The 17,686-nt window shown below is 64.1% G+C and carries 15 protein-coding genes; 8 read left to right on the forward strand and 7 right to left on the reverse strand.

The window, feature by feature from the left end:
- Positions 1 to 957: calcium-binding protein (locus AB9K34_RS21565; RefSeq protein WP_369956657.1), on the forward strand; the 957-nt coding region annotated here is incomplete at its 5' end.
- Between the two features lie 200 nt (positions 958 to 1,157).
- Here the strand turns inward: AB9K34_RS21565 and AB9K34_RS21570 are convergent.
- From AB9K34_RS21570 to AB9K34_RS21585, 4 genes are all read right to left on the reverse strand, one after another.
- The gene (locus AB9K34_RS21570; protein ID WP_369956658.1) at positions 1,158 to 1,367 is read right to left on the reverse strand and encodes a hypothetical protein; all 210 of its coding nucleotides are present in this window, start codon (positions 1,365 to 1,367) and stop codon (positions 1,158 to 1,160) included.
- 181 nt (positions 1,368 to 1,548) lie between these two features.
- Positions 1,549 to 2,232 (reverse strand): YjbF family lipoprotein, encoded by a 684-nt coding sequence (locus tag AB9K34_RS21575; RefSeq protein WP_369956659.1) that lies wholly within the window; start codon positions 2,230 to 2,232, stop codon positions 1,549 to 1,551.
- Positions 2,229 to 4,442: a YjbH domain-containing protein gene (locus AB9K34_RS21580; RefSeq protein WP_369956660.1), complete on the reverse strand. Its 2,214-nt coding sequence runs from the start codon at positions 4,440 to 4,442 to the stop codon at positions 2,229 to 2,231. Before AB9K34_RS21580 ends, AB9K34_RS21575 begins: the two co-directional genes overlap by 4 nt.
- A gap of 140 nt (positions 4,443 to 4,582) precedes the next feature.
- Positions 4,583 to 6,457, reverse strand: a complete 1,875-nt coding sequence (locus AB9K34_RS21585; protein WP_369956661.1) for a polysaccharide biosynthesis protein — start codon at positions 6,455 to 6,457, stop codon at positions 4,583 to 4,585.
- A gap of 489 nt (positions 6,458 to 6,946) precedes the next feature.
- Between AB9K34_RS21585 and AB9K34_RS21590 the strand changes: the two genes are divergently transcribed.
- From AB9K34_RS21590 to AB9K34_RS21600, 3 genes are all read left to right on the forward strand, one after another.
- Positions 6,947 to 7,477, forward strand: coding sequence for a hypothetical protein (locus AB9K34_RS21590; RefSeq protein WP_369956663.1), 531 nt, complete (start codon positions 6,947 to 6,949; stop codon positions 7,475 to 7,477).
- Positions 7,474 to 8,439, forward strand: a complete 966-nt coding sequence (locus AB9K34_RS21595; protein WP_369956664.1) for a glycosyltransferase family 2 protein — start codon at positions 7,474 to 7,476, stop codon at positions 8,437 to 8,439. The genes AB9K34_RS21590 and AB9K34_RS21595 overlap by 4 nt, the downstream gene beginning before the upstream one ends.
- A 72-nt stretch (positions 8,440 to 8,511) precedes the next feature.
- On the forward strand, positions 8,512 to 9,255 hold the full coding sequence (locus AB9K34_RS21600) for a sulfotransferase domain-containing protein (protein ID WP_369956666.1): 744 nt from the start codon (positions 8,512 to 8,514) through the stop codon (positions 9,253 to 9,255).
- Positions 9,256 to 9,273: 18 nt separating this feature from the next.
- Here AB9K34_RS21600 and glf read toward each other — a convergent pair whose 3' ends face one another.
- The gene (glf, locus tag AB9K34_RS21605) at positions 9,274 to 10,425 is read right to left on the reverse strand and encodes a UDP-galactopyranose mutase (RefSeq protein WP_369956667.1); all 1,152 of its coding nucleotides are present in this window, start codon (positions 10,423 to 10,425) and stop codon (positions 9,274 to 9,276) included.
- Positions 10,426 to 10,573: 148 nt separating this feature from the next.
- Here glf and AB9K34_RS21610 point away from each other — a divergent pair, with 148 nt between their 5' ends.
- From AB9K34_RS21610 to AB9K34_RS21620, 3 genes are read left to right on the forward strand one after another with little or no spacing between them, the layout of a single operon-like run.
- On the forward strand, positions 10,574 to 11,683 hold the full coding sequence (locus AB9K34_RS21610) for a hypothetical protein (RefSeq protein WP_369956669.1): 1,110 nt from the start codon (positions 10,574 to 10,576) through the stop codon (positions 11,681 to 11,683).
- Between the two features lie 31 nt (positions 11,684 to 11,714).
- The gene (locus AB9K34_RS21615) at positions 11,715 to 12,815 is read left to right on the forward strand and encodes a hypothetical protein (RefSeq protein WP_369956670.1); all 1,101 of its coding nucleotides are present in this window, start codon (positions 11,715 to 11,717) and stop codon (positions 12,813 to 12,815) included.
- A 28-nt stretch (positions 12,816 to 12,843) separates the two neighbouring features.
- Complete coding sequence (locus tag AB9K34_RS21620) at positions 12,844 to 14,688, forward strand: glycosyltransferase family 2 protein (protein ID WP_369956672.1); 1,845 nt, start codon at positions 12,844 to 12,846, stop codon at positions 14,686 to 14,688.
- Between the two features lie 33 nt (positions 14,689 to 14,721).
- Here the strand turns inward: AB9K34_RS21620 and AB9K34_RS21625 are convergent, their stop codons facing one another.
- Together AB9K34_RS21625 and AB9K34_RS21630 are read right to left on the reverse strand one after the other, a co-directional pair.
- Complete coding sequence (locus AB9K34_RS21625; RefSeq protein WP_369956673.1) at positions 14,722 to 15,375, reverse strand: ABC transporter ATP-binding protein; 654 nt, start codon at positions 15,373 to 15,375, stop codon at positions 14,722 to 14,724.
- 50 nt (positions 15,376 to 15,425) lie between these two features.
- Entirely contained in the window at positions 15,426 to 16,736 is a 1,311-nt protein-coding gene (locus AB9K34_RS21630) for a sugar transporter (RefSeq protein ID WP_369956674.1), read from the reverse strand.
- A gap of 88 nt (positions 16,737 to 16,824) precedes the next feature.
- On the opposite strand from AB9K34_RS21630, the gene AB9K34_RS21635 reads away from it, so the two are divergent.
- The gene (locus tag AB9K34_RS21635; protein WP_369956675.1) at positions 16,825 to 17,664 is read left to right on the forward strand and encodes an ABC transporter permease; all 840 of its coding nucleotides are present in this window, start codon (positions 16,825 to 16,827) and stop codon (positions 17,662 to 17,664) included.
- Positions 17,665 to 17,686 lie beyond the last annotated feature (22 nt).

Genomic DNA, 17,686 nt, shown 5'->3' on the forward strand with positions numbered 1-17,686 from the left:
ACCGGCAAGCCCCTGACCATCCAGGATATCTGGCCCGCCGGGCTGTCGACTCCTGACCGGATACACCTGCCCACGCCGGCCCCGACACCCGAGATCCGCGGCACCCGTGAGGCCGACAGGCTGACCGGCAGCACGCATGACGATACCATTCATGGCGGCGGCGGTCGCGACCGGATCCAGGGCGGCGATGGGGCCGACACCCTGTATGGCGAGGGTGGCCGCGACCTGATCCGGGGCGGAGCCGGGGCCGATCTCATCTATGGCGGCACACATGCCGACACTATTCATGGCGGCGGCGGCGATGATCAGGTCTGGGGCGGCACGGGCCGCGACAAGGTCTATCTCGGCAATGGCGATGATGTCTTTTACGACAGCAAGCAGGGCGGCGCCAAAGGCGCCGATCTGGTCATGGGCGGCAACGGCAATGACCGGATCCATGGCGGCGGCGGGGCCGACACCCTGTATGGCGACGGTGGCCGCGACCTGATCCGGGGTGGCGACGGGGCCGATCTCATCTATGGGGGTCTGGATGCCGACAGCATCTATGGCGGCGGCGGCAACGATCGGGTCTGGGGAGGATGGGGAAGGGACGAGATCCATCTCGGCAATGGCGATGACATCTTTTACGACAGCAAACAGGGCGGCGTCAAAGGCGCCGATCTCGTCCGGGGCGGAAACGGCAATGACAGTTTCCACGATGGCGGCGGCGATGATGAATATCATGGCGATGCCGGCGCCGACCTGTTCGTGTTCTCACCCGGTCACGGCAACGACGTGATCGCGGATTTCACCCCCGGTGACGATCATATCCGGTTCACCAACCTGAATCTGTCCTATGACGACCTGATCTTCCGCGACCTGGGTCAGGACATGCAGATCGACACGGGAAGCGGCACGATCACGCTACCGGGTCTGGAGCCAACCGACCTGCAGGCCGGTGATTTCCTGTTCACCTGACACCAGAAATCCCAATATATTAACATAATATAAACTACGGGATCTGTATGTGTGGCCGGGTGGATTCACATCCGAAGTGCAAATTCCCTATCTTGCTGAAAGGCAAGGAGATCGTACCGCAGAAGCCGTTATCCGATTCGGGAAAAGCAAAAGGCAGACCCGCAGGCCTGCCTCCAGATTCTTCAAACCACTGAACCGGTTCAGTTCGTGGTCGTTGTAACCGTGTTGTCGTCGTCATCGTTGGAGATTGCAACGGCCAGGATGACAACAGCTGCGGCAATGGCAATACCTGCACCAGCGGTCAGACCACCACCGATCGCGCTGGGAACGCCGCCGTTTGCGTTTTGGGCATTGGCAGGTGCGGACAGGGTGAGTGCGCCAAGGGCGGCAATCGCGAGGAGTTTCTTCATGGTTCAGCATCCCTGGTTGGATTAAAACTTTGATAACGGTCTCGGTGTAGCTCTACCGTAGGGAGCATGGATTTTCAATACGACCTCTGCGTATCTGGCGCATTGTCGCCATTTTTTTCACCCGCCTGGCGAAAACGACGGCACATGCCCCCTGCTCTGCTCCCGGATCTCCGCACATTGGTCAGTCGGTCACCTGTCGCAACCGCAGGTATCCCACATGTGGACCGGCCCATTGTCGCGATTGCCGGATCAGCCCGCGTCGCGCATCGATCCAGTACTCATTGGTGATCACGCCGCCGCTGCCCTGGCACTGTTCCCGCAAATGCCGCGTGGCATGGCGGATCTCGATGATCTCGATGGTTTCCGGCCCCATGTCGGTCACCTCGCAGGCCATCGCCAGCGTTGTCTGCCTGTTGTTTTCCCCAAAGACCCGGTAGGTGCGCGCGCCGCCCTCTGCCGGACCAGGCCGGCTGCCCGCCAGCAGCACCTCGGTCGACAACAGGTCGCCACCCAGCCCCCGGGTCGCGATCAGCACCCCGCCGCGCACGGTGACCGTTTCATTGCTGTCGGTGCGCCAGACCACGATCTCGCCGGGTTCCGAATCACGCGTCGTGTAGCTGGGATAGAGAAACGCGGTCACATCCTCCCGTTCCCGGGTGATTTCCAGGAAGGTGCCGTCCAGCGTGTCCAGAACCGCGCGGGTCACCGGGGGGCGTTCCGCCGGCGGGTTGGTGCGCGCGGCGATGGCGGCGCGGGCGGCCTCGATCACCTGCAGGTTCAGCGTCGGAGCATCGGAACCACCGCTGCAGGCCGCCAGCAGGATTGCGATGACAAGGCCTGCCACCAGACGTGCCGATCGCCTCATTCCCAGACCCTCGCCCACTGATTGGTCAATGCCTTGCGATGCGCCAGGCGCACCTGTCCGTATAGTCGCCCGGGAACACTGACCATCTGTCCGCCATCGCGCTGTACCGGGCGGATGGTGGTGCCGAATGTCTGCTGGCTCGGCTTGCCGAGGAACCAGTTGATCGGGATGCGGAACCGGATGCCCTTGTCGAACGAGCCTTCTCCGAATTCCTCGGCCGACACGTTGGTCTTGGTCGCAAAGGCCCCGACCGACCAGCCATTGTCAAAGATGCGGTCCACACTCAGGGTGCCGCCCACATCCCCGGCGAGATACCGCCCCACGCTCAGCTGCGCCAGGTAACCGCCCGGGAATTCGTAATAGGCCGTGGCATGGCCGGTGAACACGTCGTAATCCTGGAACCCCAGAAGCTGGTCGAAATCACGTTTCTTCACGTAATTCGCCTCGACCCCCAGGGCCAGGCTGCTGTTGACCGGTTTCCACAACAGCTCGGTGGACAGCCCGCCATACATGCTTTCCAGATAGCCGCCGGTGACGCGGGCATAGAGATCGCGCCCCGGTCGCCATTGCCTTGCGACAAACAGGGTATTCAGCGTGGTGCTGTATTGCGCGTATTCCACTTGGTCGGTGCGGACATGCGGCAGAACCGAGTTGGATGGCGGCCCGCCATCGACATTGCCCGCAATCCGCTGGCGGATGGCCCCCGAGAAGATCCAGCCCGGCGCCGGCCGGTAGGTTCCCCGCAGGGTCAGCCCCACATCGATCCGGAACGGCCTGTCCGGGTCGAAATAGGCGGGGCTGAAATAGGGCGCCAAGGACCAGCTCGCATCCGGGTAGAGATCCGCCGCCGGCGTCGCCGCCGGCGACAAAGGCGGCGCATCGGAAAACGCGGTGACCGCCAGCAGCGCATCGGTGGCATTGCCATCGAATTCCAGCGCCTCGAGATCCGAGCGGCGCATCGTGGTCGCCGACAGCGCCATCCCGCCCGACAGCGGCACCAGCCGGAAGGTTTCCACCGATGGCGGCATCACCCGGCTCATCCCCCGCGCCGCCCGGCCCACCGCATTGGCAAAGGACATGTACTGAATGTTGCGAAAACGCAGTTCCGCGGTATCGGCACTGACCGTCAGGCTCTCCAGCACCAGCCCGTCCGCCTTCAGGATCGGAGCCAGCGCATCGCGCAGCTGGGCCGGAGCCGACGGGTTCTGCGTCCAGGCCGTGCTCCATGCCCCCGGATCAACGGTCGGCGACGGGCGTTTCGGCACCGGGACCGGCGCCGCGACCCGCATCTGGGCCGGCGGCTGTTTCGGGTTCAGCTGTACCTGCAGGTTCACCCCGAATTCGCTGCCATACATGTAATAGGCACCCAGCCGGGTGCGGGGGCTGACCTGATATTCCACTCCGAAATTGAACGGTGAACGCCGCTCGAAAACCGAAGCGACCTGGGTCTCGGTCACGTAGTCGTCCGAGGAATATTCCAGTTTCAGACCCAGCTTTTCATTCGGCAGCCATTCGATTCCGGCAAAGGGCGCATAGGGGCCACGGAACCACTGGTCATAGGCCGGCTCCCCCCCCAGGCTGTCCGGGTCATAAGGCGGCCGGTCGCCGCTCGTGCCGATGCTGCCATACGAGCCCAGCCGCCCCCAGCCGATCCCGGCGGTCAGTTTCAGCCGCCCCGGCGCGCCGATCCGCCCGCCCCAGCCGGGGATCTCGAACCGCTTGGTGGCAACCACGTATTCACCCGCATAAATGCCGGTGCCGACAAAATCCTGCAGGCCCACGGTGATCTCGGGAAGGTATTGCCGCTCGCGCAGCAGGCGCAACCGCAAGTCAAAGCTGCGGTCGTAATAGGTCCCGAAGCCACCCATGTTCCAGTCCTGGATGGAATTGTAGCGAAAGGTGGCCGACAACCACGGCGCCGCCTGAAAGGTCAGGTTGTAACGGGCCTGCCCGCCGAAATACGATATGCCGGTGGTGAACTGCCCGTCCGGCAGCATCTCGGCGGACGGCATGTCCATGATCCCGGGCGAGCCGTAGAAATTCAGGCTCGGCGGCGGCAGCGGCACCAGCGTCGGCTCCGCGCGGCGAGTCTCCACGGCATCCGGCTGGCCCTGCGCCACCGCGCCACCGCCGGCAAACGTCCCCGCCAGCAGCGCAGCGGCCAATATCCCGTTGCGGCAGACGGGCCTGTGAAGAAATACCTGAAACAACTCGTAGGACGCCTTTTGCCAGCCAGCCTGATGGTTCTCGAACCGCTTAGATCACAAAGCAAGCCCCGGTATCAATCGCCCACCCCGCCGGCCTCCGGGTTTCGGCGAAAACGCGGCATTGCTGTAACATCAGGCCCCGCTCAGCAACTCTTGCGCGCCCCTTCCGCCCGCCGATACCCTTCGACCCAGCGGCTGATCACCGCCCGGGCGGCCTCTGCATCGCTGGCCACCAGCGCCTGGCGCAACCCGCGCAGGGCCGAGGCCACCTCGATCTCGCTCAGATGGTCTTCGCGGGCACAGAAAATCTTGGGGAACCGGGTGCCGATCAGATCCGGACTCAGCGTCAGCTCTTCCTCGATCTTCTCGCCGGGGCGCAGGCCGATGATCTCGATCTCGATATCGCCCTCCGGATTGTCCGCGTCGCGCACCGAGTAGCCGGCGCTTTCGATCACCTGGCGCGCCAGTTTCACGATCGGCACCGGCGCCCCCATGTCCAGCACGAAGATCTCGCCATCCCGCGCCTCCGCGCCCGCGGTCAGCACCAGTTGCACCGCCTCGCGGATGGTCATGAAGAACCGCTTGACCCGGGGATCGGTCACCGTCACCGGACCGCCACGGCTGATCTGGTCCTGAAACAGCGGCACCACCGAACCGCTGGATCCCAGCACGTTGCCGAACCGCACCATGGTGAACACGGTGTTCGGATGCCGTGTCGCCAGGTCCCGGACCACCAGTTCCGCCAATCGCTTGCTGGCGCCCATCACGTTGGTCGGGCGCACCGCCTTGTCCGAACTGATCAGGATGAACCGCTCGACCCCGACCTCCGCCGCCGCGCGCGCCAGCGTCTGGGTGCCAAAGACATTGTTGGCCAGCCCGGCCAGCGGATTGGCCTCGACCAGCGGCACGTGCTTGTAGGCGGCGGCATGCAGAACCACCTGCACCTCATGGCCGGCCAGCACCGTACGCACCTGCCTCGGATCCGTCACCGACCCCAAAAGCGGCACCAGTTCGATTCCGGTCCCCTCGACCAGCTGTTCCAGCTCCTGGTGCACCGTGTACAGCGCCAGTTCGCTCAGCTCGTACAGGATCACCTTGCGGGGCTGGCAGGCCAGCACCTGCCGGCACAGTTCCGAGCCGATCGATCCCCCGGCCCCCGAAACCAGAACCACGCGCCCGGTATAGCTGCCACTGGCCTCGCCCAACCCGCCATCCCGTGCCGCCCGGCCCAGGAAATTCTGCGGGGCCACCGGGGTCAGCTTGTCAACCAGCGCCTCTTCCCCGATCAGCTGCGCAAAGGACGGCAAGGCCTGCACCTCCAGCCCGACCTTTTGCAACCGGCGGGCGATCTGCGCCTGTTTCGGCTGGCCCAGCGACGGCATTGCCAACAGCACCCGGTCGATCTGGCGCTGCGCGACCAGTTCGGCGATCCGGGCCGGCGGAAACACCGGCAAGCCCACCAGCGTCATGCCCTGCAGGGAATTGTTGTCATCGACAAAGGCAACCGGATCGATCCCCTCATGGCTGCGCAACGCCTGCGCCAGCTGGGTGCCCGTGGTCCCCGCGCCATAGATCAACACCCGGCACCGCGGCTCCGCCCGGCGATAGATCGCATCCACGATCTGGTAGAGCACGGCGCGGCTGCTCACCAGGATGATGAAATAGCTGAGCCCGAAGATCACCTGGGTGCCCGACGTCTGGTCCAGCCCGGCCATCCAGGTCAACAGCGCCAGGGTCCCGGTCAGCACCGTGGCCAGGAATGCGGTCAATCCCACCGCATGCCCCTCGAACGCCTTCAGCTGAATGTTGGGAATCCCCAGCCACATGGACAGCGCCGCCGCCACCGCCATGAGATAAGGCAGGACAGGCAGGGTCTGGATCAGGGTCTGAACCGCAGTATCCGGAAGCACCTGCACCGTATAGGTGAACAGCAGCGCCAGCGGGATCAGCGCGAGATCGATCGCCAGGAACACATAGGCCTTCTGCCTGCGCGGCAAGGATCTGATCAGGTTCAACATTCAGCCGCAGTCTCCACGAGATTCACACCATGCCAAGTTCGTCTGAAATGCGCGTTTTTCCCAATGGGCCGCGAGGAACGGTTCATCGATAGATCTTTGACGATATCCACCATTACTACGACATCCCGCCGACAAGTCCAAACGCTCTTGCGCGGAATGCCGCCAAATCCACCCCGATTCCACCCCGAATGCACGCAAAACCGGCATCCAGCGACATGTCGTACAAAACCGTCCGGAGCCTTCGGCGAAATCCCCGCTGTCGGCAGCGTTACATGAGCCAGGTCTTCACATGCATTTCCTGCGGCCGGCACATGCAACCGCCGATTGCCGCCCCCTGCCCTTCATCTTTGTGAAAATACTCCGGGGGAGACGCCCGCAGGGCGGCGGGGGCAGCGCCCCCCGCACGATTTCGGCACGGCGGCGCGAAAGATGTTTTCGCTCCCGCGCGAAATCCTCTAGGTAAGACCAACCTCAATCCGGGTCACGATCATGTCCCCTGTTTCCTTCCCCTCCCGCGACCCATCTTCGGGCCTCGCGGCGCTGCGCGACGGCATCACGTCCGGCGACCTCGCCGAACGGATCGATTTTGCCCCCGGGGTCGCGCTGATTGCCGATCCGCCGCTGGGCATCGGCGGCACCTGGCATTCGCCCGCCGGGCGATTGCTGGAACTGGACATCGCGATGACCGGAGCCGGCGACTGGATCGCCCTGCACCTGGCGCTCGACCTGCCGGATCTGTCCGGCATCGCCTTTGTCGGCCTTGGCTGTACCGGCGCGGGTCCCGAGCAACAGATCATCCGCCCCTGCCTGCGTTCGGGCCTCGATGAGGGCGGTTTCGTCGATTGCTTTCTCGATCGGCACATCCTGGTGCAAACAGACCCCGTTCCGCATGTGGACGCGCTGCACGTGCCCACCTGCCGCACCCTGCCTGAAACCGCGCCGTGGCGGGAATTGCTGCTGTTCCTGCCCACCGAGCCGCTGCGCTGGCACCTGCACGACCTGCGGATCCTCGCCGCATGACACTGACCATCGCCATCCCGGTTCACGATGACGAACCCTACCTGCTCAGGCTTCTGCAGCGCCTCTCCACGCTGGACTGCACCGACCGGCTGGTGGTGGTCGATGACGGCTCGGAGACCCCGCTGGATCACGGCGCGCTCTGCACCGCCGCCGCGATGCCCCCCGACCGGCTGACCCTGCTGCGCCATGACAGCCCGCTGGGCCCCGGCCCCGCCCGCAACGCCGCCCTCGCCCATGCGGACAGCGATCATCTGCTCTATCTCGATGCCGACGACCTGCCGACACGGGAACTGCCACCCCTGCTGGCGGATCTCGCGGACAAGACCTTCGATTTCTGCATCTTCCGGCATCACGATACCCGCTCCGAGATCGAGCGCCGCTGGGGGCCGGAACCGCTGGACTGCCGCCTGTGGCGCGCGGCCGGCACCGATATCGGGGCGCTGAGCCCGGTCGGCCCCGCCGCCGCCGCCGCGCTGGTGCAGACCGCGAATTATCCCTGGAACAAGATCTATCGCACGGAGTTCCTGCGCAGCCATGGCATCGGTTGCGCCGACCTCGCGGTGCACGAGGATATCGAACTGCACTGGCGCAGCTTTCTCGCCGCCGATCGCATCCTGGCCAGCGACCGGGTTGCCGTCATTCATTTCGTGACCCCCAGGGGCAACCGGCTGACCAACCGCCTTGGCGCCGAGCGGCTCGAGGTCTTTACCTCGCTTGATCGCATCGCCGGGGACATCGCCGCGCGCCAGGCCGACCCCCTGCCCTTCATGCTGTTCGTGCTGGGGCTGATCGGCTGGATCCACGGCCACCTGCTCCCCGAGCTGCGCCCCCCCTTCGCCAGCCGCGCCCGCGACTGGCTGGCCCGCCATGTCGATCCCGCCCTCTACCCGGCGATCGATGCGGCCCGGCCCGGAATCCGGGCCGATATCGACCGGTTGCTCGATCCCGGCCCTGCCGGTTGAGGCAGCCATTGCCCCCTGCCGCGCGATTGCCTAGAAGGCGCGGGAAAGCTCACAAAAGATGGATTTCCGAGAATGAGTGACCTGAAAAGCCTGATGGGCGTTTCCATGCACAAGGCCGGAAGTTCGGTCACCAACGGAATACTCAAGACCTTCAGCCAGGCCTGCGGCTACGAGATCGACGATATCTCGATCGCCGCCGGGCAATCGGACAAGCCCGCGCCCGAGGTCTTTGTCGCGGCGCAGGACCAGATGAAGCCCACCGGAGTCTATTACGGCATGGCCCGCGGTCCCTATGTCAAGGACATGCCCGCGCTTGCCGGCCTGCGCCTGGTCGTGCAATTGCGCGATCCGCGCGACTGCATCACCTCGGCCTATTTCTCCTATTCCAAGAGCCACGTGCCCCCCAAGGATCCCGAGCAACTCAGGAAATTCGAAGCCCGCCGCGAGAGATTGCAGCAAAAGACCATTGACGATTTTGCGCAGGCCAATGCCAGGAATTATCGCATGCGCATGAAGGTGCTTTCCGACCTGCTGGCCGACCACCCGGATGCGCTGGTGCTGAAATACGAGGAAATGGTCACCGATACCGACACCTGGATGAACCGGATCGCGGCCTTCCTGAACATCCCGATGACCGACGATCTGCGCGCGAAACTGGCGGAACAGGGCGATTTCTCGACCAGCGGCGAAGACGTCAGCAAGCACAAGCGCCAGGTCACGCCGGGCGATCACGCGCGCAAGCTGGCACCGGAAACCGTCGCCGAGCTGAACCGGGTTCTGGGCCCGGTGATGGACCGCTTCGACTACCACGTCTGACCGCCCTGCGGTGGCACCCTACAGCGGCGCCACGAAAAACGCCGGGGCCCGCGTGCCCGCCTGCACATGGCCCAGGAACCCGCGCGCCGTATCCAGCGCCTCGCGGATGGTCACATCCATGTCCAGATAGCGATAGGTGCCCAGGCGCCCGACAAAACTGACCCCCTCGGTCTGTTCGGCAAGCGCCACATACTCTCCGAGCAACGCCCTCTCGGCCACCTGCCGGATCGGGTAATAGGGGATGTCATCCGGTTCGCAGGCGCGGGAAAACTCGCGGTAACAGACCGATCCTTCATGGGTTTCCCACGGGGCGAAATGCTTGTGCTCGGTGATCCGCGTATAGGGCACGCGCTCTTCGCCGTAATTCATCACCGCGCAGCCCTGGTAATCGCCGTCATAGGTGAACCGCTCGAAATCCAGCGTGCGATAGCCCAGCCGGCCCAGCTCGTAATCGAACCAGCCGTCCAGCGGCCCGGAATAGAACACGTGGTCATACTCCCCGGCCTGCGAGCGGTCGAAAACGGTCTCCAGGCGCACCTTCAGACCCGGATGATCGAGGATCCGTTCGATCATCGCGGTATAGCCGTGCTCGGGCATGCCCTGGAACCTGTGAAAGAAGTAATTGTCGTCATAGTTGAACCGCACCGGCAGGCGCTTGAGGATGCTGGCGGGCAGTTGCGACGGCTGCACGCCCCATTGCTTGACGGTGTAACCCCTGAAGAACGCCTCGTAGAGATCCTTGCCGACGAAACGCATGGCCTGCTCCTCGAAGGTCTGCGGATCGGCGATCGAGGTATCGGCCTGTTCGTTCGCGATGAAATCCCGCGCTTCATCCGGGCGCATGGTGCGCCCGAAGAACTGGTTGATCGTATGCAGGTTCACCGGCAGCGAATAGACCGCGCCGCCGGTCGTCGCCTTGACCCGGTTGCGATAGGGCAGAAAGGTTTCGTAGCCGTTGACGTAATCCCAGACCTCGGCATCGTCGGTGTGAAAGATGTGCGGCCCGTAGACATGCACCATGACCCCGGTATCGGGATCGCGTTCGGTATGGCAGTTGCCGCCGACATGCGCGCGGCTGTCCACCACGGTGACATCATGCCCGGCCTCGGCCAGATGCCGGCCGATCACCGCCCCGGACAGACCCGCGCCCACCATCAGATATTTTCCCATAACGCTCGCGCCCCTGCCCTTCCGGTTGATTCCTGCCCGCGTTAAAGACAAATCCGGCCGGTATCGCAATGGCACCCAACACGGGAATTGTCTTGCCCTGTACAATCGCCTAAGGACGGCGCAACCGCAGGAAACCCCAGGTAGACCGATGATCACGCCTCCCCGCAAGACCCTGATCTTCCATATCGGGGACCACAAGACCGGCTCGACTTCGATTCAATATGCCTTTGCCAAACGTCAGGTCGAACTGCAGGGGTACAGCGTCTTTTATCCTGCCAGGATAGCCAGCAATGCGCTGCGAGACCAATGTCTGGAATATGGCGCGGCTGAAACCGCCGAGGCCCGGCAAAAGGCCGCGCAGCCACTGAAGCAGCTTGCCGGGCAGGTTCGCGACTCCGGCGCCGACTTCACCGTCATATCCGCAGAGGCGCTGGAACGCGTTCCCGCCGCCCTGTTGCGCAAGATCATCGACACCTTCTTTGCGGACTCCGCCCGCGACATCCGGGTCATCGCCTATGTGCGTCCCCATGCCGGCCGGATCATCTCGACCTTTGCAGAGCGCACGAAGGTCGGGGTTCCGCATACGCTGAAATCGACATTGGAAGACTTTGCCGAAAACCGGAAAAAGGATTCCGAGATCATATACCTGCCGCGGTTCTCTGCCTGGCGCAAATATTTCGGCGACCGCTTCATGCTGCGCCCGATGATCCGCAAGCACCTGCACGGCGGCGACGTGGTGCATGATTTCGTCCATCACGCCTTTGGCGGCATACCGTTCGAGCTGGCCGGCACCGGCCAGGCCAATGAATCGCTCTGTCTCGAAGACCTGATGCGGTTGAAGGTCCTGCAATCCCAACTCAAGGCCCCGCGTCTGCTGCGCCTGATGGTCGGTTGGGAAATGTACCGTTTGATCGGCCATCTGCCGCCGCCGCCGGCACGTACGAAACTGCAATTGCACCGCAGCCTGGCGGAAGACATCCGCGATACCTACATGCAGGACGCCCGCAACATGGACCGCGCCTTCTTTGGCGGCGACCCCCTGCTTGAAAACGACCTCGACAACGCCGTGGCCAAGGCGCTCGGTGAACCGCAATCCACCGATCCGGCCGATCACCTCTCTGTATCGGAACTGCGCTCGCTGGAGATCATGTCGCAGATGATTTCGGGCCTGCTGGAACAAAAGGATGTGGATTGGGCTGCTTTCCTGCACGCAAAGCGTGTCCGGGATGTCCAGAAAGGCCGCAAGGCAGCAAAATGACTCTTTCCAACAACGGACTTTGCCACAGGCCATGAAAGTCATCATCTTCTTTGGCCACCACAAGGTCGGCTCCACCGCGTTGCAGGCCTTTTTCGCCCGCAATCATCTGGACCTGCTGCGGCGGGGCATCCTCTACCCTTCCGTCGAAGTCGAAGGGCTGGCCCAGGCGCTGGCCGGGGCCCTCGATCCGGACCGTCCACCGGCGCTGGAACAGATGAACGTACGTGAACCGCATAACGCGCTGGCCTTCCGGATGCTGGCCCAGGCCACCGGCGGCAAACCCCCGGCCTGGCACGGCAACCTGCCCGGTGTCCCCCAGATGATCCGGGCGCTGCGCCTGCAGGTCGAATATCTCAGGCCCCATACCGTCATCCTCTGCTCCGAGGTGATGTCGAATTTCGGATCGAACCACCCCAATCTGATCGACACCCTGAAAAGCATCTTTCCCGAAGCGGAACACGAACTCTACTGTGTCCTGCGCCGGCCCGACGAATACCTGGTGTCCTGGCACGCCCAGAGATTGCGCTTTGGCGAAAAGGTCAGCGCGCTCAGCGACAAGGCCGCCCGCAACTATTTTCCCAGCATCCATTTCGACTACAAGCGGCTGCTGTCCCCCTGGGTCGAACGGTTCGCAGACTCGAAGATCCACCTGCGCAACTATGCCGACGTGCTGGCCGCCGGCGGGTCGACCGAAGATTTCCTCTCCCAGTGCGATATCGGGTTTCCGGGCGACCTGATCCCGACGGGCCGGGCCAATACCAGCCTGCCGCGCGCGGCGATGGAACTGGCCCGGCGGGGCAACCACGAGCTGCCCCCAAAACAGGCCCGCGCCCTGTGCCAGTACCTGCTTGAACATGGCGCGCGGCTGAACCCCGTGAAAAACGCCGATGTCGAGATGTTCGGCGCCGACCTGCGCGCGGATATCGCCAGGCACTTTGCCCCGGTACAGGATTACCTGAGCACATTGACCGGCCAGCCGTTCTTTGCCGATATGGATGAGCTGACCGAACCGCGCCCGATCGCCGAGGCGCTGGCCAACGCGCAGCTGCTTGAACGGCTCGCCCCTTCCGACCTGCCCGACCCGGCCCTGCGCGACTATGTCGCCGGGCTGCATCGCGAGCTCGCGGCCTGACCCGCACCAAATACACAGAAGGCGCCCCATGATCACCCTGCAAAAGCTGACCTTTCCCGAGCCCGGCATCTGTACCGAACACGAGCTCTATTTCCGGCCGCGCGGCGTACTCGGCTTTTCCCAGTCCGCTGGCGAGATCTGGCTGAACCAGGGCGGCCAGCTGCTGCTGGACAGCTATTTCAACATGCTCAACATCGGCAAATGGCATGCCGGCTGCACGCTGGACGGGCTTTTTGCCGAAGTGACCGGGCACGGGCGTATCGAACTGCGCGCCCTCCAGGCGATCCCCGGACAGTCCTGGGAAACCCTTGCCTGCGAAGTGATCACGCTCGCCCCCGGCGTGCCCGGCCGGATCGACCTGTCGCATTACACCGAACGGTCGGTGCGCGGGCTGATCTATCTCGAGATCAAGGCGCTGGAAGAAGGCGGCGCAACGATCACCGGCGGCCGCTTTGCCACGGATACCCGTCTGGCCATCCCGCCCCGGCTGGCGGTCAGCATCACCACCTTCCGCCGCGAAAACGAGGTCCGTCGCACCGTGGCCCGGTTGCAGGAGTTTCTGGCCGGCTACGAATTCGGCGGCAACGTGCATGTGCAGGTGGTGGATAACGGGCAGAGCGCCGAGATCCCCGAGACCGGCAAGGTCACCCCGGTCGACAACCCCAATTACGGCGGCGCCGGCGGTTTCGCCCGTGGCCTGCTCGAAGCCGAGCGCGGCGGCTTTACCCATTGCCTGTTCATGGATGACGACGCCTCGTTCCACATGGAGAACATCGCCCGCACCTATGCCTTTCTCGCGCTGTCGCGGGACCCGGCCAACGCGGTCGCCGGCGCGATGATCAACAACACCCACAAATGGGCGATGTGGGAAAACGGCGCGCTGTTCGACGGCTCCTGCCAGCCGATGTTCTGCGGCGTCGACCTGCGCAACCGGGATGCGGTGTTCCAGATGGAAAACGACTCCGCGACACTGAAACCGCCAACGCTCTATGGCGGCTGGTGGTTCTTTGCCTTCGCCATCGACCGGGTCAGACACCACCCCTTCCCGTTCTTCGTGCGCGGCGATGACATCTCGTTCTCGCTGATGAACGATTTCAACATCACCACGCTGAACGGCGTGGTGTCTTTCCAGGACGATTTCTCGGAAAAGGAAAGCCCGCAGACCCTGTATCTCGACCTGCGCAATCACCTGATCCATCACATGGTGTCGGACAAGCTGGCACGCAGCCCGCTGGGCACCGCCAAGATCGCGATCCGCTTTATCATGCGCAGCCTGTTGCGCTTCCATTACGAGTCCGCGCGGGCGCAATTGCTGTCCTGGCAGGACGTGATGGAAGGCCCCGGCTTCTTTGACGAGAATATCGACATGGCCGCCCGCCGTGCCACCATCAAGGAGATGACAGGAACCGAGACCTGGCGCGATCTCACCCCCGAGGACAGGATGGAACGGCGCAAGCGGACCCTGAGATCACGCAGCCGCCGCCAGCGGCTCGGCCTCTGGACCCTGAACGGCCATCTCGTGCCGTTCTCGGCACGCCGCTGGGACCGGATCGTCCTGGAGATCGGCCAGCGCGGCATCGTGTTTCCCGCCTTCGGGGCCGCGCGGATCACCTATCTGAACACCGCCGCCGACAAGGGCTATACCGTCAGCCAGTCCAAGCGGCAGTTCTTTGCGATCGCCTGGCAGATGACCAGGACGCTGAGGCGCTTTACCCGTGATTACGAGGCGCTGAAACAGCAGTATCGCGACGGGTATGACGCCATGACCACCCGCGGATACTGGCAGGACAAGCTGGCCCTGCCCCCGGAAGAACCGGACACATTCCAGAAACCGATTGTTTCGCGCGCGAAACAGGTCTCTGCAAGCCACTGAAAACAAGGCACACCCGGCAACGGGGCGGTCCGGTCAGCCCAGGATCGCCTCATGCATGGCGATGGCCTCGTCCAGATTGTCGAAATACTGCATCTGGCCGTTTTCCAGCACGATCCCGGAATCGCAGAACTGGCGCAGCTGGTTCATGCTGTGGCTGACCATGATGGCGCTGGAATATTTCATCCGCTCGACGAACACCGCCCGGCTCTTGCGCTTGAACACCGCGTCCCCCACGGCGGTGACCTCATCCACCAGGTAGGTGTCGAAATGGATGCCCATCGACGCCCCGAAGGTCAGCCGCGAGCGCATGCCGCTGGAATAGCTGCGCACCGGCATGTGAAAGGATTTCCCCAGCTCCGAGAAATCCTCGACGAAATTCATCAGCTCCTGCGTGTCCACCCCGTAGATCCGGGCGATGAAGCGCACGTTCTGCGCCCCGGTCAGCTCGGGATGGAACGAGCCGCCGAACCCCACCGGCCAGGACAGGGTGCCGTCGCTGACGATCCGGCCGGAATCCGGGTTCATGGTGCCCGCGATCATCTTGAGCAGGGTCGATTTCCCGGCCCCGTTCCGCCCCAGAAGCGCCAGCGACCGCCCGGTCGGCAGGGTCAGGTTCAGATTGTCGATCACCAGCTTGCGTTCGCCCTTGATGCGAAAGCTCTTGGTCAGGTTCTCGAACCTGATCACGACGGTTGCCCCGGATCGGAATATGGCATGGCCCTGCCCGTCATGCCGCCCTAGCTCCGGTCGCGGATGCTGTAATAGATCAGCGCCAGGATCGACCAGATCAACAGCAGGAACAGTGCCGTCAGCGCCGTCAGCACCTCGCGCTGCGGATATTCCGGCTCGGTCGCCAGGGTCGGGCGGATATAGGTCGCCAGGTAGCGGCTCTGCCGCGCCGCATCGGCACGGGCCAGTTCCAGCGCCGTCAGCGCCGCGCGATAGGTCTGTTCGGCATATTCGCGATCCACGGTCAGGCTCTCGAACTCGGCGATCAGGGTCGGGTAATCCTCGCCCACCGCCCCCGTGTCGGTGTTGTCGCTGGCAAAGGTCTGGCGCTCGATCATGATGCGGTCGCGGATCACGTCGATGCGCTGCAATGCCTTGGTCAGGCGCGGGTCGTTGCTGTTGGTGGTACCGCTCAACAGGTCATATTCGATCAGCGCCTCGGCCAGCTGTTGCTGCAGGTTGTTCATCACCCCCATCCGGCCCTGGATATCGGCCTCGGGGTCGACGATCTTGGTGCGGGTGCGGAACCGGGTCAGCGCCTCGCGCGCCGCCTTGAGCCGCGCCACCGACTGGTCCAGGTCGGCACGGGCATAGCGCATCGCATCCTCGCGCGCCTGGTTGTTCAGCGCGTTGATCCGGTCCTGGCTCTGGCTCACGATCGCCCGGGTGATCGCCTGCGCGGTTTGGGCGTCAAAGGCCTGCACCTGCACCTCGATCAGCCCGGTGGCGGAATCAAACGAGATCCCCAGGATGCGCTGCCAGTACCACACCAGATCCTCGACCGTGGCATCCGGCCACAGCGCAAAGGCCCAGTCCCGCGGCCAGGCCTGGCTGTAATGGGCGCGCAGGTCGACGATCCCGTCCACCAGTTCGACCATCTCCTGGCTCTGGATGAACTCGTAGAGAATGTCGCTGTCGCTGGCGGTGGTGCCCCCGGTGAACTGCGCCAGCCCGCCCAGAAGCTCGGTGGCGCCGCCGCTTTCCTGGCTGCGCACGGTGAACCCCGCGGTCGAGGCATATTGATCCTCGGCATGGCTCCAGAGGTAATAGGCCACCACCGCCAGCGGGATCACCACCATCAGGAGAAAGCTGCTCAGAAGCCCCCAGTGCCGGTTGCGCATCCGGGCCGGTCCGGCGATCGGCTGGACCTGCACCACCGGAGCGGGGCCCGCGCGGCCGCCGCCCTTGCCGCCCTTGCCGCCGCCCTTGCCGGGCTTGCCACCGCCCTTGCCGGATCTGCCGGCTCCGGTGCTCTGAACCGGCGCCGGTTCACTCACCGCTTCGCCGGTCTCCGCAGCGCTGTCGGTTTTCTGGTCCATGCCTGCCACCCCGCCCGAAGCCGTTTGTATCTTTCCCGGATTTCTTACATATTCGGGTGCACAAACACCAGTATCAGAACGCTTTTTCATGTCCGTCCTGCCGCCTGCCCAACCTTCTGCGACCACCGCGCGCCCGGCCCCGGCCCTGAAGCCGGCGGGGCATCGCCGCTTTGCCGCCGGACGCACCATCATGGCGCTGATCCTGCGCGAGATGTCGACCCGCTATGGCCGTACCCCCGGCGGTTATGTCTGGTCGATCCTCGAACCACTGGCCGCAATCCTGTTTCTCAGCGTCGGGTTTTCGCTGGTGATGCGCTCGCCCTCGCTGGGCACCAGCTTCCTGCTGTTCTACGCCACCGGCTACATGCCGTTCCATCTCTACCAGAGCCTCGCGGGCAGCATTGCCGCCGCCATCCGGTTTTCGCGGCCGCTGCTGCAATATCCCGCCGTCACCTGGCTGGACTCGGTGTTCGCGCGATTCCTGCTCAACAGCCTGACCGGGATCCTGGTCACCACCCTGCTGCTGACCGGGATCATTTCGGTCATCGACGCCCATACCACGCTGAACCTGCCGCCCATCGTCGAGGCGATCGGCATGGCGATGCTGCTGGGGGCGGGGGTCGGCACGGTGAACTGCGCGATCAGCGGCCTGTTCCCGCTCTGGGAAGTGATCTGGTCGATCCTCACCCGGCCGCTGTTCATCGCCTCGGGGATCTTCTTTCTCTATGACACCATGCCCCCGCTGGCGCAAAAGATACTCTGGTACAACCCGCTGGTCCATATCGTCGGGCGGATGCGTTCGGGATTTTACCCCACCTATTCCGCGCCCTATGTGGAACCGCTCTTCGTGCTGGGGGTCAGCCTGACGCTGCTGGCCGCAGGGCTGCTGCTGCTGGGGCGCTATCACCGCGACATCCTGAACCTCTGACGTCCCTGCCCCGTTGTCGCCG

This window comes from Sedimentitalea sp. XS_ASV28, from assembly GCF_041224545.1.
GTDB lineage: Bacteria > Pseudomonadota > Alphaproteobacteria > Rhodobacterales > Rhodobacteraceae > Sedimentitalea.

What these genes read in the sequence shown, in the direction of transcription:
- AB9K34_RS21570 (WP_369956658.1), bottom strand. Translation starts at nt 1,367, where the DNA reads ATGAAGAAACTCCTCGCGATTGCCGCCCTTGGCGCACTCACCCTGTCC.
- AB9K34_RS21575 (WP_369956659.1), bottom strand. Translation starts at nt 2,232, where the DNA reads ATGAGGCGATCGGCACGTCTGGTGGCAGGCCTTGTCATCGCAATCCTG.
- AB9K34_RS21585 (WP_369956661.1), bottom strand. Translation starts at nt 6,457, where the DNA reads ATGTTGAACCTGATCAGATCCTTGCCGCGCAGGCAGAAGGCCTATGTG.
- AB9K34_RS21590 (WP_369956663.1), top strand. Translation starts at nt 6,947, where the DNA reads ATGTCCCCTGTTTCCTTCCCCTCCCGCGACCCATCTTCGGGCCTCGCG.
- AB9K34_RS21595 (WP_369956664.1), top strand. Translation starts at nt 7,474, where the DNA reads ATGACACTGACCATCGCCATCCCGGTTCACGATGACGAACCCTACCTG.
- AB9K34_RS21600 (WP_369956666.1), top strand. Translation starts at nt 8,512, where the DNA reads ATGAGTGACCTGAAAAGCCTGATGGGCGTTTCCATGCACAAGGCCGGA.
- glf (WP_369956667.1), bottom strand. Translation starts at nt 10,425, where the DNA reads ATGGGAAAATATCTGATGGTGGGCGCGGGTCTGTCCGGGGCGGTGATC.
- AB9K34_RS21610 (WP_369956669.1), top strand. Translation starts at nt 10,574, where the DNA reads ATGATCACGCCTCCCCGCAAGACCCTGATCTTCCATATCGGGGACCAC.
- AB9K34_RS21615 (WP_369956670.1), top strand. Translation starts at nt 11,715, where the DNA reads ATGAAAGTCATCATCTTCTTTGGCCACCACAAGGTCGGCTCCACCGCG.
- AB9K34_RS21620 (WP_369956672.1), top strand. Translation starts at nt 12,844, where the DNA reads ATGATCACCCTGCAAAAGCTGACCTTTCCCGAGCCCGGCATCTGTACC.
- AB9K34_RS21630 (WP_369956674.1), bottom strand. Translation starts at nt 16,736, where the DNA reads ATGGACCAGAAAACCGACAGCGCTGCGGAGACCGGCGAAGCGGTGAGT.
- AB9K34_RS21635 (WP_369956675.1), top strand. Translation starts at nt 16,825, where the DNA reads ATGTCCGTCCTGCCGCCTGCCCAACCTTCTGCGACCACCGCGCGCCCG.